Raw genomic sequence first — 15145 nt, 5'->3', positions numbered from 1 at the left:
ATGCGCAAACTCTTCGCCCTGCTCGCTTTCGTGACGATGTGCGCCGCCTTTGGCGCGAGCGTCGTGCGCGCGGCCGAGGAAGAGAAGCCGCTCAAGATCGAATATCGCTTCACCCCGCCGGCACCGCGCGAGCAGAGCGACGCCGATGTCAGTGCGAAGTCGGAAGGCTGCTACAGCTGCCACACGCGCACCGACCAGCCGTCGATGCACGCGACCCCCGCGGTGAAGCTCGGCTGCACCGACTGCCATGGCGGCGATGCGAGCCAGCGCGGCACGCCCAGCCTCGGCTACCAGCATCCGACGAACAAGGCAGTGATGAAGCTCGCGCATCCGCAGCCGACCTTGCCCGGCGCCTGGCACGACAGCTCGGCGAACCCCGAGCGCAGCTATACGTTGCTCAACAAGGAATCGCCCGAATTCATCCGCTTCGTGAACCCGAGCGACTACCGCGTCGCGCGCGAAGCATGCGGCGCCTGTCACCTCGAGGTGATCGAGGCGACCGAGCGGTCGATGATGTCGACCGGCGCGATGTTGTGGGGCGGCGCGGCGTATAACAACGGCATCGTGCCGTATAAGAACTACATCTTCGGCGAAGCCTATACGCGCACCGGCGAAGCCGCGTGCATCCTGTCGCCCTCGTCGCGGCTGACCGCCGAGGAGTATAAGGAAGCGTGCAAGCCAGGCTTCGGTTTCGACAAGATATTGACCGACGAAGAGAAAAAGCGCGGCGCGCTCGCGAAAATGTACCCGCTGCCGCGCTGGAGCGTACTGCCGCCGGGCGACGTCTTCCGCGTCTTCGAGCGCGGCGGGCGCAACATCAACACGCAATTCCCCGAAATCGGCCTGCCCAATCCGACGGGCAGCATCCAGCGGCTCGAGGAGCCGGGGCGTCCCGACCTCAAGCAATCGAACCGCGGGCCCGGCACCGGGCTGCGTGTCTCGATCCCCGTGCTCAACATCCACAAGACGCGCCTCAACGACCCGCTGTCGTGGTTCATGGGGACGAACGACCAGCCCGGCGACTATCGCCATTCGGGCTGCTCGGGCTGTCACGTCATCTACGCCAACGACCGCGAGCCGCGGCACAGCCTGACCTATGCCAAGTTCGGCCGCGATGGCGAGACGGCGACGGTCGATCCGACGATTGCGGAGAAGAAATGGAAGCCCGAGAGCGGGCACGGCGGCGATGCGCATGGCGCCGGGGATGGCCATCAGGCCGGTGGCGGTCACGGCGCGCTGATCGACCCCGCCGATCCCGACGTTCCGGCACGCCCCGGATCGCCGGCGCGCGGCGAATCGGGCCACCCGATCAGCCACGCCTTCACCCGCGCGATCCCGACCTCGCAGTGCATGTCGTGCCACATGCACCAGCCGAACATCTTCCTGAATTCTTACCTCGGCTACACGATGTGGGATTATGAATCGGACGCGCCGCAGATGTGGCCGGGGCCGGACAACACGGCGCCGCGTCCGCCCGGGATGAGCGACGAGGAGTATCGGAAGAAATATAAGCAGCAGCGCTATCCGACCGCCGCCGAGGTCCATCAGGTGCTCGAACGCAATCCCGAGGGTGCGGCGACGCGCGGGCTGTGGGCCGACGTCGAATTCCTGCGCGACGTCTATGACGTCAACGACAGCAACAAGGATACGCAGTTCGCCGACTATCACGGCCATGGCTGGAACTTCCGCGGCATCTTCAAGCGCGACCGGAGCGGCAATCTGCTGACCGCCGACGGCAATATGGCGACCTATGGCACCGACACCGCCAACATCATCGATCCGAAGGATCCCGAGAAGTGGCGCAAAAGCTGCAGCCATTATACCGATCCGAAAGAACGCGACCTCTGCCTGACGAGCGCCGATCCGGGGCGTCCGGGGATAGAGGGCAAGTTCGTGCCGCCCGGGCTGAACCCCGGCAAGGCGGTCCATATGATGGACATCCATGCCGAAAAGGGCATGCAATGCGCCGACTGCCACTTCGCGCAGGACAGCCACGGCAACGGCTATATCCAGGGCGAGGTCGCGAACGCGGTCGAGATCAGCTGCAAGGATTGCCACGGCACCGCCGACGCCTTCCCTAACCTGCTCACCTCGAACGTCGCGGCGCGGCCGCAGGGCAATAATCTGGCGCTGCTCCGCAATCCCGACGGGCGCCGGCGCTTCGAATTCCAGTATAATGACGATGCCGAAGTCATTGGCCTGATCCAGCGCTCGATCGTCGATCCGAAGCTCGAATGGCAGGTCAGCCTGGTCAAGCAGGCGGTGACCCCGGGGCCGCACTTCAACGCGAAGGCGGCGCGCGCCAAGCTGATGGCGCGCAGCGGGTCGGAGGACGGCAAGTTCGAATGGGGGCCGGGGATCGCGAAGGAAGATCGCGCGCACGGCGACGACAAGATGACCTGCTTTACCTGCCACCTGTCGTGGACGACGAGTTGCGGCGGCTGTCATTTGCCGATCGAGGCGAACTGGAAGACCAAGATGCACCATTTCGAGGGTGAGGAGACGCGCAACTTCGCGACGTACAACCCGCAGGTGGCGCGCGACGAGATGTTCCAGCTCGGCCGCCACCAGCTCACCAAGCCCGGCGAGCCGGGCCCGAATGGCGAAGCGCGCGGGATCATCACCCCGGTGCGCTCGACCTCGGCGCTCGTCCTGTCGTCGACCAACATCAACCGCGAGCGCATCTATGTGCAGCAGCCGCCGATCTCGTCGGCGGGCTATTCGAGCCAGGCCTTTGCGCCGCATTTTCCGCATACGGTGCGGCGTTCCGAAACGAAGCAGTGCAGCGACTGCCATCTGTCGGCCGCCGATGACAATAATGCGATCATGGCGCAGCTCAATTTGCTCGGCACCAATTTCGTCAATTTCGTCGGTCTGAACGTCTGGTCGGGTCAGGAAAACAGCTTCCAGGCGACGCGCGTCACCGAATGGGACGAACCGCAGGCGGTGATCGGCAGCTATCTGCAGAAATATGCCTACCCCGACTATTGGAAGCTGCACGTCGAACAGAATGGCCGCGAGCTGAAGAATTGGGTGCGCGGCAAGATCTTCGACAAGAAACTGTCTGGCGAGACGCATGCGCTCGAGGAATTCGCCAATATCGTCCAGGGGACGAGCGGCCGCGTGAACTGCCTGCAACAGCGTGGCGAATATATGTTCGTCGCCGAGGGCAGGGGCGGCTTCCGCGTCTATGACGTCGCGTCGATCGGCAACAAGGGCTTCTCCGAACGCATCATCCGCGCGCCCTTCTCGGCGCTCGGGCAGGACACGCATGTGAAGACGAAGAATGCGACCTGTATGGCGATTGCGACGACGCAGCCGGTCAGCGTGTCGCGCAACGAGAATATCGTAAAGAATTTCCCCGAGAACCACGAACAGGTGATGCACGATATCTACCGTTACGCGGTGATCACCGACAGCGTCGAAGGGTTGGTTCTGGTCGACATCGACACATTGGCCGACGCTGAATTCCGCAATAACAAGTTCAAGCGCGCGTTGACGTGGAACGAGGGCAATGTGCTGGCGGGCGCGCGGCATGTGACGCTGGCGGGCAGCATCGCCTATGTCACCACCGACGCGGGGCTCGTCGTGCTCGACCTCTCGACCCCGCTCCAGCCCAAGGTCACCGCGCAGCTGCCGCTGACCGATGCGCGCGCGAGCGCGGTGCAGTTCCGTTACCTCTGGGTTACCGATGCCGAAGGGGTGAAGCTGTTCGACGTCACCAACCTCGCGCAGCCGGTCGCGGTGCCGTCGGGCACGGTACGGCTGGCGAACGCGCGGAAAATCTATCTCGCGCGCACCTATATGTATGTCGCGGCTAAGGCGGACGGCCTTGTGATCGTCGATGTGACGCGCCCCGCGGCGCCGATTGTGTGGCCGGGGCTGACGTTCGGCGGCGCGCTCAATGATGCCGAGGACGTCATCGTCGCATCGACCAATGCGTCGCTGTTCGGTTACGTCGCCGACGGGCGGAACGGCATCAAGGTGCTGCAGCTGACCAGCCCCGACAATCCGGGCCTCTATGGCTTCTCGCCCAAGCCGACTCCCGAACTGATCGCGTGGGCGAAGACACCGTCACCCGCGCTCGCGCTGTCGAAGGGGCTCGACCGCGACCGCGCGGTCGACGAGACCGGCGGGCAGATGGCAGTGTTCGGGCGTGTCGGATCGCGGCCGTTCACGCGGCCCGAGATGGAGAAGCTGTTCCTGAACAGCGGGGGCATGGTCTACAAGGTCAGCGACGAGGTCGACCAGAATGCCTGGCGGCCGCCGCTGGTCTACGCGAACTGATGAATCGTCGTCCCAGCGACAGCTGGGACCGCTATCGTTTTGAAATGCGCCAGCGATCCCAGCTTTCGCTGGGATGACGGTTATTGCCGCTCGGCCTGCACCACCGTGTCCGACGCGCGCAGCGCCGACAGGATGCGCATCACATGCTGCACATCGCGCACCTCGACGACGACGTCATAGGTGTGGAAACCGCCTTCGCGGTTCGACAGGCGCAAATTGGTGATGTTCGCCATATTCGCGGCGAGGATGCCCGACATTTCGGCGAGCGTGCCGGGTTCGTTGAGGATGACGATGCACAGCCGCGCATTGCCGCCCTCGCTGTCTTCCTGCCACCGAAGGTCGATCCAGTCGGCGTCGATCCCGTCGGCAAGGCGGGGGCAGTCGATGACGTGCACCTCGATCCCCTCGCCGGGGCGCGACAGGCCGACGATGCGGTCGCCCGGGACGGGGTGGCAGCAATCGGCAAGCTGATAGGCGACACCCGGGGTCAGCCCGGCGATCGACACCGCCGCGCCTTGCACGAGTTTGCCCGGCTTGGTCTTCATCTCGGCGGTGATGCCGGGGACGAGCGCTTCGAGCAGCGCATTGTCGGTGATCCGCTGCTTGGCGATCGCGACATAGAGCGCGGTGTCGTCGTCGAGCTTCAGCCGCTCGCGCGCCGCGATTCGCGCCTTGTCGCCGACCTTGTTCGGCAGGCGGAGCGCGATCTCGTCGTACATCTTGCGGCCGAGCGCCGCGAGTTCGACCTTTTCCTTCGACCGCACATGGCGGCGGATCGCCGCGCGCGCCTTGCCGGTGACCGCGAAGCCCAGCCACGCGGGCTGCGGCGTCTGCTTGTCGGACGAGAGAATCTCGACCGTATCGCCATTGTTGAGCTGCGTGCGGAGCGGCACCAGCCGGCCGTTGACCTTCGCGCCGACGGTGCGGTCGCCGAGCCCGGTGTGAACCGCATAGGCGAAATCGACCGGCGTCGCGCCCTTGGGTAGCTGGTGCAGGCTGCCCTTCGGCGTGAAAGCGAAGATGCGGTCCTGATACATCGCGATGCGCGTGTTTTCGAGGAACTCTTCGGGATCGTGCGTCTGTTCGAGGATTTCGATCAGGTCGCGGATCCACCCCGCCTGTCCGTCGGGAACGGCACCGCCCTGTTTATACGCCCAGTGCGCGGCGAAGCCGAATTCGGACTGCTGGTGCATGCCGAGGCTACGAAGCTGGATTTCGATCCGCATATTCTGCTGGTGCATGATCGTCGTGTGCAGCGATTTGTAGCCGTTGCGTTTCGGCGTCGAGATATAATCCTTGAACCGGCCTGGCACCATTTTCCACTTGCGATGGATCAGCCCCAGCGCGGCGTAGCAATCGGCGTCGGTCGGGGTGATGATGCGGAACGCGATAATGTCGGTTACCTGTTCGAAGCTGACATGCCGTTCCTGCATCTTGCGCCAGATCGAATAGGGGTGCTTCTCGCGCCCCGACACCTCGGCCTCGATCCCGTTCTTCGCGAGCAGCTCCTTGAATTCGCGGCTGATCGCCGCGACCTTGTCCTTGCCGCCCGCGGTCAGCTTGGCGAGGCGCCCGGTGATCGTCGCATAGGCTTCGGGCTCGAGCTCGCTGAACGCGAGCAGCTGCATCTCGCGCATATATTCATACATGCCGATCCGCTCGGCGAGCGGGGCATAGATATCCATCGTCTCCTTGGCGATGCGGCGGCGCTTCTCGGGATTCTTGATGAAATGCAGCGTCCGCATATTGTGCAGCCGGTCGGCGAGCTTGACCAGCAGCACGCGAATATCGTCGGACATCGCGAGCAGGAATTTGCGGAGATTCTCGGCGGCGCGCTCATTCTCGGTCTGCGCCTCGATCTTGCTGAGCTTGGTGACACCGTCGACGAGTCGGCCGACGTCGCTGCCGAACAGGCGTTCGATCTCCTCGGGCGTCGTCAGCGTATCTTCGAGCGTGTCGTGGAGCAGCGCGGTGACGATCGTCTCGGCGTCGAGATGGAGGTCGGTCAAAATGCCCGCGACCTCGACCGGATGGCTGAAATAGGGATCGCCCGACGCGCGTTTCTGGCTGCCGTGCTTCTGGACGGTAAACACATAGGCGCGATTGAGCAGCGCCTCGTCGACGTCGGGATCATAAGCGCGCACGCGCTCGACAAGTTCATATTGCCTCAGCATCGCGACCAATGTCGTTCATGCAGGCAATATTGCAATGCGAAATTTGCTTGCGTGGAACGGCCTGAGATCAGCAACTTTGATAAAGCCGGTTGGAAGCATCGTTCGCGGTGCGGAAAAAGGCGCTGGAAAGCCGCCGCGTCCCGCCCGCGAGGGGGGGCGAAGCGTGACGGCTTTCCAAGGCTTGAGGCTAAATTATTTCGCGGCGTTGCAGCGCGCGAGGTCGTCGGCTTCGAGCGCCTTGCCGCCCGCGGTGAAGCTCGTCACCGGACCGGCGGCTTTCGCGAGCGCCGAGCACATGATCAGCGGGCGGCTCGTTCCCTGGCCCGCGGCGCAGCTCGCATCCTTGCAGACCCACACCACGTCGCGTGCGACGAAACGCGCCTGGGTAGTCGGGCTGGCAAGCTCGGCGCGATAAAAGGAGCCGCCCGCGGCGGTTGCGGCCGTGGATGCGAAGGCGAGCCCGCCGAACAGCGCGGCGCCTGCGATCGCGAAGGAACGGGAGTGGGGAGAAAGCTTGAATATGGGCATTAGGACCTCCTGTTTTTGCGCAACCGATAGGTTGCGAAGCGCTACCTAGAGTTTGAGTTGCGAAATGCAACGGAGGCCCTATATTTTTTTGACGGATATGCCGATTTTACGTTAGGGCTTGGGTCATGGGAAAATTACGCGAACTGCTGAACGACATGGACGGGGGCAATTGCGCCCTGCCGCTGGCGCTGGAAGCGATGGGCGAACGATGGTCGTTCATGATCCTTCGCGCGGCCTTCAACGGCGTCCATCATTTCGAGGAGTTCCAGCAGGAACTGAACATCGCGCGCAACATCCTGTCGAACCGGCTGTCGCGGCTGGTCGATCATGGCATTATGGCGCGCGAAGTGATGGCCGAGGACCGCCGCAAGGTTCAATATCAGCTGACCGAAAAGGGCATCGAGCTGCTCCCCGCGATGATCGCGCTCCGCCAATGGGGCGAGAAATGGGGCGCTGGCGTGCCGTCGACCCCGGTGCTGGTCGATGCGCGCGACGAACAGCCGATCGGCCCCGTTACGCTGACCGCGCACGACGGCCGGGTGATCGGGTATAAGGAATTGCTGTGGAAGCATCGTGCCGAATTGCAGCCGCTCGGCCAGGCGCGCGTGCGCAGCGACGGCGGACTCGCGCCGGTGGCCGCCGAATGACCGGCTGCGCCGGCTGCCGCGCGCGCGGCGACTGACCATCGACATCGCACGGACACCCATGCCGCTTTTCCGACTGTCCTCGCCGGGGCCCTTTTTCGACAATAAGGTCCGCGCCTTCTGGAACCTGCAGATATTGGGCTGGGCCGCATGGCTCGGCCTGCGCGGGGTGTCGGGGCTTGCCAATGGCCAGGCCTTCACCTTTCTGATTCCCCAGACGATTTCGGCGATCACCGGCTTTTCGCTGACGCTGATCTTGTCGGCCTGTTACCGCGCGCTGATCAACCGGCGGCCGCTTTTGATGTGGGGCGTCAGTTTCGGGCTTGCCGGGATCGCGACCGCGCTCTGGGCCTTTATCGATGCGTGGGTCGCGCAAATCCAGAATCCGGCGAGTGATGCGGGCTTCACCAGCCTGCTCCTCGGCGCGATGTATATCGACGCGACCTCGCTCGCGGCCTGGTCGGCGCTTTATTTCGCGATCAACTATTTCCTTCAGCTTGAGGAACAGAATGATCGCGTGCTGCGGCTCGAGGCGCAGGCGGCGTCGGCGCAGCTCGCGATGCTGCGTTATCAGCTCAACCCGCATTTCCTGTTCAACACGCTGAACAGCATTTCGACCCTCGTGCTCCTGAAGCAGGCCGAGCCCGCCAACGCGATGCTGTCGCGGCTGTCGGCATTCCTCCGCTATACGCTCGCGAACGAGCCGACCGCGCAGGTGACGCTGGCGCAGGAGATCGAGACGCTGAAGCTCTATCTCGAAATCGAGAAAATGCGGTTCGAGGAGCGGCTGCGTCCGCACTTTGCGATCGATCCGGCGGTCGCGCGGGCGCGTTTGCCCTCGCTTTTGCTTCAGCCGCTCATCGAAAATGCGATCAAATATGCGGTGACGCCGCAGGAGGACGGCGCCGATATCACGCTGTCCGCACAGTTGGCCGGTCAAAATGTTCGGATTACCGTGTCCGACACCGGCGCGGGATTGTCAGCCGACCGCACCGACCCCACCACAGGCATTGCAACGGAATCGACCGGTGTGGGTTTAGCCAATATCAGGGACCGGCTGGCGCAGGCTTTTGGCGACCAGCACCGGTTCGACGTCCATGTGGGCACTGAGGGCGGCTTCACGGTGGTTATCGAGTTTCCGTTCCAGCCCGATGGGCAAATGACGATTGGAACCGAAAGAACATGACGATCAGAACCATCCTGGTGGATGATGAAAAATTGGCCACCCAAGGCCTGCAACTGCGGCTCGAACCGCATACGGACGTCGAAATCGTCGACACCGCGCAAAATGGCCGCGAAGCCATCAGAAAGATCAAGACCCACAAGCCCGACCTGGTTTTCCTCGACATCCAGATGCCGGGTTTCGACGGCTTTTCGGTGATCCAGGGATTGATGGAAGTCGAACCGCCGCTGGTGGTGTTCGTCACCGCTTACTCGGATCACGCCATCCGCGCGTTCGAGGCGCAGGCGGTCGATTATCTCGTCAAGCCGGTCGAGCCCGAAAGGCTCGCCGATGCGCTCGACCGCGTCCGCCAGCGCCTCGCCGAAAAGCGCGGCGTCGCCGAGGTCGAACGCCTCAAGACCGTGCTCGCCGAAGTCGCGCCCGAAGCGGTCGAGGATTATGATGCCGAGGTCGCCCCCGACACGCACGCCGCCGATCGCTATGAAAAGATGATCAACATCAAGGATCGCGGCCAGATTTTCCGCGTCGACGTCGACAGCATCGAACGCATCGACGCCGCGGGCGACTATATGTGCATCTACACCGCCGACAACAGCCTGATCCTGCGCGAGACGATGAAGGATCTGGAAAAACGGCTCGACCCGCGCAACTTCCAGCGCGTGCATCGCTCGACGATCGTGAATTTGTCGCAGGTGAAGCAGGTCAAGCCGCACACCAACGGCGAATGCTTCCTCGTGCTCGGATCGGGCGCGCAGGTAAAGGTCAGCCGCAGCTATCGCGACGTCGTCGCGCGGTTCGTGCATTAATGAATAGCCCTCCCCCTTGATGGGGGAGGGTTGGGTGGGGGTGGGTTCGCGTGCGTCGGTTTGCGCCTGCGAACTCACCCCCACCGCTGCGACTAGGGCCATAAATGGCCAAGTCTCGCTGCCTCCCCCATCAAGGGGGAGGGATTCTAAAGCTGGTGTCCCGTGCGATCGCGCTTTGTCGCCAGATATTGCTCGTTATATTTGTTCGTCGGCAGCGCGAGCGGAATGCGTTCGGCGACTTCGACGCCTTCCTTTTCCAGTCGTGCGACCTTCTCCGGATTGTTCGTCATCAGCCGGATGCGCGGGATATTGAGCAGTTCGAGCATCCGCCCGGCAATCGCGAAATCGCGCGCCTCGACCGGGAAGCCGAGCCTGAGGTTCGCATCGACCGTGTCATAGCCCTGATCCTGCAGCGCATAGGCGCGTAACTTGTTGACGAGGCCGATGCCGCGCCCCTCCTGTCGCAAGTAGAGCAGCACCCCCCACGGCGCATCGGCCATGGCGTGGAGCGCGGCGTGGAGCTGCGGCCCGCAATCGCATTTGAGGCTGCCGAGGACATCGCCGGTCAGGCATTCGCTGTGCAGGCGAACGACGGGCGGATTACCATCGCGTTTGCCAATGACGAGCGCGACATGGTCCGACGCTTCTTCGGGGCTACGGAAGGCGACGATTTCGGCGCTTTCGCTGGCCTCGACGGGCAGCCGCGCGCGCGCGGCAATCTGGAGGCGCGCCGGGTCGAGCAGCGCGGCGACATCGTCGACACTGCACTCGGTCTCAGCTTCGCCAGTCGCCTCGCGCACGAAGAAAGCGGGGAGCAGCCCCGCATGACGCGCCATGGTCATCGCGGCGTCCGCTGCCGCTTCCCCGCCCGTCGCGATGGTACGAAAGGGCCCCTTGAGCGGGTTTGCAAGGTCGAGCGCCGGATCGGCAATCGCGAGCGCCGCAGTGACCGTATCGCCGGCACCCGCCAGCCGGACCGGACCCGGGGTTGCGGCGACGCGCTGATTGGTGAGCTTGAGGGTGACCGCGCGCTCGCCCGAGAGCAGCACGTCATGGCTTCCAAACTCGACCAGCGCCTCATCGCGCGCGCTTTCGACCGCTAGCAGGTCGAGCGACCCGTCCGCGGCCTCGACGCGAAACGGCCAGCCGCGCCGCAGCGCGTCGATGGCGCGCGCCGCCCGACGGGCGCCGGCATCGCTCAAAAATCGAACTCGGTGATCAGTGGGATATGGTCCGACGGCCGTTCCCAGCTACGCGCGGGCTGGACGATGCGGTGCGATACCGCCTTGGGCATCAGGTCGGGGGTCACCCACATATGGTCGAGGCGGCGGCCGCGGTTCGACGCTTCCCAATCCTTCGCGCGGTAGCTCCACCAGGTGTAGAGACGCTCCGGCGCCGGGATGAAGTGGCGCCCGAGGTCGACCCAGTTCGATGCCGCCTGCAGCCGTGCGAGCGTTTCGACCTCGATCGGGGTGTGGCTGACGACGTCGAGCAGCGCCTTGTGGTTCCAGACGTCGCTTTCGAGCGGTGCGACGTTAAAATCGCCGGTCAGCACCGTTGGCGCGTCGACAAGGGCGCTCGACCATTCGGTCATGCGGCCGAAGAAATCGAGTTTCTGGCCGAATTTCGGATTGAGTTCGCGGTCGGGAATGTCGCCGCCGGCGGGAATATAGACATTGTCGAGCCGCACGCCGGACGGCAGCGTCACGCCGACATGGCGCGCCTCGCCATTCGCCTGCCAGTCATATTTGCGCACGTCGGTCAGCGGCAGCTTGCTGACGATCGCGACGCCGTGGTGCATGCGCTGGCCGTGGGTGACGATATGTTCATAGCCCAGCCGCTTGAACATCTCGGGCGGGAACAGCGTGCATTCGACCTTCGTCTCCTGCAGGCAAAGGACGTCAGGCGCTTCTTCGCGAAGGAATTTTTCGACGATGCCGATGCGGGCGCGAACGCTGTTGATGTTCCACGAAGCGATGCTGGTGCGAGTCATGCGGTGGCTCTATCGGCGCGCGCCGAGGGGCGCAACGTCCCAAACACCGGATAAATTAAACCCCCGTCCCAGGGGCGGTGGAACGGGGGTTCAAGGTCAGCGTTCGTCACGCTCTTGAATGAAGGTGCCTGGCAACCCGGTGGGGCAACAGGGGGAAACCCAAATCCGGGGGCCGTGTTGGCGCCTTCGAGAGATGGAATAGCCGGTCTTCCCTGTCGCCAAGCTGAACGAAAATGGACGCCTTCGAGCCGTTTTTTGCAGTTCGTCGATGCAGGGCGACGGTTGGTCCGGAAAACGGCGCCGAATCCGTTGGGGGATCCGGCGCCGCCTGAATCGGTCGTCAAAAGAGCTCGTGGTGTCAGCCCGCGCGGCCGCGCTGCTTGGGCCGCGGGTCGGTCCATTTGAACGCCGAATCGGCGACCGCGACGTTGAATTTCTGGTTGCTGAGGTCGATCCGCGTCCGGTTGTTCTGCGAATCGAGCGCGACCCAGCCGCGAAGGCGCAGCCCTGCGGGCGCCGAGCCGTCGCGGACGAATACCATGGTGATCGTACCATATTCGGGGCGCTTCGGATCCTTGACCTCGACGCTCAGCACGTCGCCGCTGCCGGTCGGCAGAACCTTGGCATATTTGGTGAGGTCGCGGTCGGGATCGAGCAGCGCGCCGAGCGGTGAATTCTTCACCGGCCAGCGCTGCACCTGCCTCACCTCATAGTCGATCATCGTCAGCGAGCTGCCGTCGCCGACGATCAGCAAAGGCACGTCTTTCTGATACTGGAACCGGATCTTGCCCGGGCGTTTCAGCGTCAACTTGCCGCTCAGGCGCTGGCCGTTGCGATCGGTCTGCACGAAATCGGCGGTCATCGAGCTGGTCGACTTGAGATGCGACTGCACCGACGACAGTGCGCTCGCCGATTGGGCGATTGCGGGCGCGCCGATGGCGAGGCCGGCGGCAGCCAGCGGCGCGAGCGTCCAGGCAGCAAGGCGGGTCATATTCGTCTTCAGGGTCATCTGGCTCTCATTTTCAAACATGGTGGCCGGTCATCGCAGGCGGGCATTGAACCCGCGCTGAACCTCTCGTTAGACGCTGTTCAAGTCGTGAGGCCAGCAATGGTTCCTCATCTTTGCTGGCCGTACTGGTCGGTGAGCACGTCGCGGCGGCCGACGTGGTTGGGCGGACTCACCAGCCCTTCCTCCTCCATCCGTTCGATCAGGCGCGCCGCGCTGTTGTAGCCGATGCGGAGTTGACGCTGCAGCCAGCTCGTCGAGGCCTTCTGGCTTTCGACCACGATCTGGCAAGCCTTGGCGTACATGCGGTCCTCGGCGCTGTCGCCGCCCGCGGGGGCGCCTTCCATCGCGAAACCGCCGTCCTCGGGGTCTTCGGTGACGCTTTCGATATAGTCGGGGCGGCCCTGACCTTTCCAGTGATCGGCGACCGCGCGCACCTCGTCATCCGACACGAACGGCCCGTGGATACGCGTGATCTGCTTGCCGCCCGGCACATAGAGCATGTCGCCCTTGCCGAGCAGTTGTTCGGCGCCCGCTTCGCCAAGGATGGTGCGGCTGTCGATCTTCGAGGTCACGTTGAAGCTGATGCGCGTCGGCAGGTTCGCCTTGATCACGCCGGTGATGACGTCGACCGAGGGGCGCTGCGTCGCGAGGATCAGGTGGATGCCCGCGGCACGCGCTTTTTGCGCGAGACGCTGGATCAGGAATTCGACTTCCTTGCCTGCGGTCATCATCAGGTCGGCGAGTTCGTCGACGACGACGACGATCTGCGGCAGCGGCGCATAGTCGAGCGTCTCTTCCTCATAGACCGGCTGGCCGGTGTCGGGATCATAGCCCGTCTGGACGCGGCGCCCGAGCGACTTGCCCTTGGCGAGCGCGCCGCGCACCTTGTCGTTGTAGGATGCGAGGTTGCGCACCGACAGCGACGACATCATGCGGTAGCGGTCCTCCATCTGCTCGACCGCCCATTTGAGCGCGCGGATCGCCTTCTTGGGCTCGGTCACGACGGGGGCGAGCAGGTGCGGAATGTCGTCATAGACGCTGAGTTCCAGCATCTTGGGATCGATCATGATCATCTTCACCTGGTCGGGACCAAGGCGATAGAGCAAAGAGAGGATCATCGCGTTGAGGCCGACCGACTTACCCGACCCCGTCGTACCCGCGATCAGCAGATGCGGCATCGGCGCGAGGTCGGCGATCATCGCGTCGCCGCTGATATTCTTCCCCAGGATGATCGGCAGCGCGCCGGTCTGGTCCTGAAACAGCGCGCTGCCGATGATTTCGTGCAGCACCACCGATTCGCGGTGCGCGTTCGGCAGTTCGATACCGATCACGGTGCGGCCAGGGATCGGCGCGATACGCGCCGACAGCGCCGACATGTTGCGCGCGATATCGTCGGCGAGGTTCGACACGCGGCTCGCTTTCGTGCCCGGCGCGGGCTCGAGTTCGTACATGGTGACCACCGGGCCGGGGCGCACCGCAGTGACGACGCCCTTGACCTGGAAATCCTCGAGCACCGATTCGAGCAAGCGCGCGTTGCGTTCCAGCCCCGCCTTGTCGATCTGCCCGGTCGGCCCCGGCGGCGGGGGCGCGAGCAGATCGATCGACGGCAGCTGGTAATTGGTGAACAGCTCGGTCTGCGGTTTCGGCTTGGGTTTCGAGGGCGCGGTGCGCTCCGCCGGGTCGGCGATTTCGGGCGGGGCGCGATCGCTCGGCTCGGCAACTGCGCGCGGCCGCACGACACGGTCCATCAGGTTCGGCGCCTTCACCTCGTCGCTTGGCACGCGCGCGGGTTCGACAATGCGGCTGCTGCCCTCGGCCGCGGGCAGTTTGAAGCGCGACGCCCAGCCCTTTTCGAGCCGCAGCGCGCGCCACGCGAGCCACAGGCCGAGCCCGACGAGCAGCAGGATCGTCGCAAAGCGGATCAGCGCCGCGGCGGGTTCGCCCGCCTGCGCGAACAGCGGTGCGACCGCGCCGCCGATCAGCAGCGCGATGATCCCGCCCCAACCTGCGGGCATCGGCGCGTTCGTCGCCGGCGACCAGAGTTCGGCACCGAGCCCGACGAGCAATATGCCGATGAAGCTGTAGGCAAGCTGGCGCGGCCAATAGGGCTGCGCCTCGCCCGTCCACAGCCGCCACGCGATGACACCGAGCAGCGGCAGCAGCAGGACGATCGGCGCGCCACCGATCGACAGGCCAAGGTCGGCGAACCACGCGCCCGCAGCGCCCATCCAGTTGGCGGCGGTGCCGTGCGCGGCGGTGTTGAGCGCCGCGTCGGTGCTGTCATAGGTGACGAGCGCGAGGGTCAGGAAGAGCGTGAACAGGCCGAGCGCCACCGCGGCGGCGATCACGAGCGATCGCGCGATGCTTTGGCGGAAAACCGTGCGCCAATCGGCCTTTGCGGGTGCGGCCTTGCGGCTAGCCATGCTCTTTTCCGGTCCCTGTCAGTTAACCACGGCGATATGCGCATGGGGCGGACTCGTCGTCAAGCACGGCCCCGCGCTCGCCCACAGCCTTTCCAACC

The 15145-nt window shown here is 64.4% G+C and carries 10 protein-coding genes; 4 read left to right on the top strand and 6 right to left on the bottom strand.

The features are described 5' to 3' along the window. Window positions 1–4287 carry an LVIVD gene (locus FG91_RS17040; RefSeq protein ID WP_037517397.1) on the top strand — a complete coding sequence of 1429 codons (4287 nt, stop codon included), beginning with the start codon at window positions 1–3 and terminating at the stop codon, window positions 4285–4287. Between the two features lie 80 nt (window positions 4288–4367). Here the strand turns inward: FG91_RS17040 and FG91_RS17035 are convergent, their stop codons facing one another. Further along, entirely contained in the window at window positions 4368–6461 is a 2094-nt protein-coding gene (locus FG91_RS17035; RefSeq protein WP_037517395.1) for a RelA/SpoT family protein, read from the bottom strand. A gap of 192 nt (window positions 6462–6653) precedes the next feature. Beyond that, a complete protein-coding gene (locus FG91_RS17030; RefSeq protein ID WP_037517231.1) occupies window positions 6654–6989 on the bottom strand; it encodes a CC_3452 family protein in 336 nt (111 codons plus the stop codon). Between the two features lie 125 nt (window positions 6990–7114). Here FG91_RS17030 and FG91_RS17025 point away from each other — a divergent pair, with 125 nt between their 5' ends. The 3 genes from FG91_RS17025 to FG91_RS17015 are packed head-to-tail and all read left to right on the top strand — an operon-like array spanning window position 7115 to window position 9622. Then, the gene (locus tag FG91_RS17025; RefSeq protein ID WP_037517228.1) at window positions 7115–7636 is read left to right on the top strand and encodes a winged helix-turn-helix transcriptional regulator; all 522 of its coding nucleotides are present in this window, start codon (window positions 7115–7117) and stop codon (window positions 7634–7636) included. 58 nt (window positions 7637–7694) lie between these two features. Next, window positions 7695–8819, top strand: coding sequence for a sensor histidine kinase (locus tag FG91_RS17020; protein ID WP_037517225.1), 1125 nt, complete (start codon window positions 7695–7697; stop codon window positions 8817–8819). Then, the gene (locus FG91_RS17015) at window positions 8816–9622 is read left to right on the top strand and encodes a LytR/AlgR family response regulator transcription factor (RefSeq protein WP_037517222.1); all 807 of its coding nucleotides are present in this window, start codon (window positions 8816–8818) and stop codon (window positions 9620–9622) included. The genes FG91_RS17020 and FG91_RS17015 overlap by 4 nt, the downstream gene beginning before the upstream one ends. A gap of 146 nt (window positions 9623–9768) precedes the next feature. Here FG91_RS17015 and ribA read toward each other — a convergent pair whose 3' ends face one another. The 4 genes from ribA to FG91_RS16995 form a co-directional block, all read right to left on the bottom strand. Next, a complete protein-coding gene (ribA, locus tag FG91_RS17010) occupies window positions 9769–10824 on the bottom strand; it encodes a GTP cyclohydrolase II (RefSeq protein ID WP_037517219.1) in 1056 nt (351 codons plus the stop codon). After that, the gene (locus tag FG91_RS17005) at window positions 10821–11615 is read right to left on the bottom strand and encodes an exodeoxyribonuclease III (protein ID WP_037517216.1); all 795 of its coding nucleotides are present in this window, start codon (window positions 11613–11615) and stop codon (window positions 10821–10823) included. Before FG91_RS17005 ends, ribA begins: the two co-directional genes overlap by 4 nt. A gap of 358 nt (window positions 11616–11973) precedes the next feature. Further along, window positions 11974–12606: a LolA family protein gene (locus FG91_RS17000; protein ID WP_037517392.1), complete on the bottom strand. Its 633-nt coding sequence runs from the start codon at window positions 12604–12606 to the stop codon at window positions 11974–11976. Between the two features lie 125 nt (window positions 12607–12731). Then, on the bottom strand, window positions 12732–15047 hold the full coding sequence (locus FG91_RS16995) for an FtsK/SpoIIIE family DNA translocase (RefSeq protein ID WP_037517213.1): 2316 nt from the start codon (window positions 15045–15047) through the stop codon (window positions 12732–12734). Window positions 15048–15145: the final 98 nt, after the last annotated feature.

This window comes from Sphingopyxis sp. LC81 (assembly GCF_000756375.1).
Lineage (GTDB): Bacteria > Pseudomonadota > Alphaproteobacteria > Sphingomonadales > Sphingomonadaceae > Sphingopyxis.
Note: the sequence above shows the minus strand (reverse complement) of the source record. Positions and strands in the feature narration are given on the sequence as shown.

What these genes read in the sequence shown, in the direction of transcription:
- FG91_RS17040 (WP_037517397.1), top strand. Translation starts at nt 1, where the DNA reads ATGCGCAAACTCTTCGCCCTGCTCGCTTTCGTGACGATGTGCGCCGCC.
- FG91_RS17035 (WP_037517395.1), bottom strand. Translation starts at nt 6,461, where the DNA reads ATGCTGAGGCAATATGAACTTGTCGAGCGCGTGCGCGCTTATGATCCC.
- FG91_RS17030 (WP_037517231.1), bottom strand. Translation starts at nt 6,989, where the DNA reads ATGCCCATATTCAAGCTTTCTCCCCACTCCCGTTCCTTCGCGATCGCA.
- FG91_RS17025 (WP_037517228.1), top strand. Translation starts at nt 7,115, where the DNA reads ATGGGAAAATTACGCGAACTGCTGAACGACATGGACGGGGGCAATTGC.
- FG91_RS17020 (WP_037517225.1), top strand. Translation starts at nt 7,695, where the DNA reads ATGCCGCTTTTCCGACTGTCCTCGCCGGGGCCCTTTTTCGACAATAAG.
- FG91_RS17015 (WP_037517222.1), top strand. Translation starts at nt 8,816, where the DNA reads ATGACGATCAGAACCATCCTGGTGGATGATGAAAAATTGGCCACCCAA.
- FG91_RS17005 (WP_037517216.1), bottom strand. Translation starts at nt 11,615, where the DNA reads ATGACTCGCACCAGCATCGCTTCGTGGAACATCAACAGCGTTCGCGCC.
- FG91_RS17000 (WP_037517392.1), bottom strand. Translation starts at nt 12,606, where the DNA reads ATGACCCGCCTTGCTGCCTGGACGCTCGCGCCGCTGGCTGCCGCCGGC.
- FG91_RS16995 (WP_037517213.1), bottom strand. Translation starts at nt 15,047, where the DNA reads ATGGCTAGCCGCAAGGCCGCACCCGCAAAGGCCGATTGGCGCACGGTT.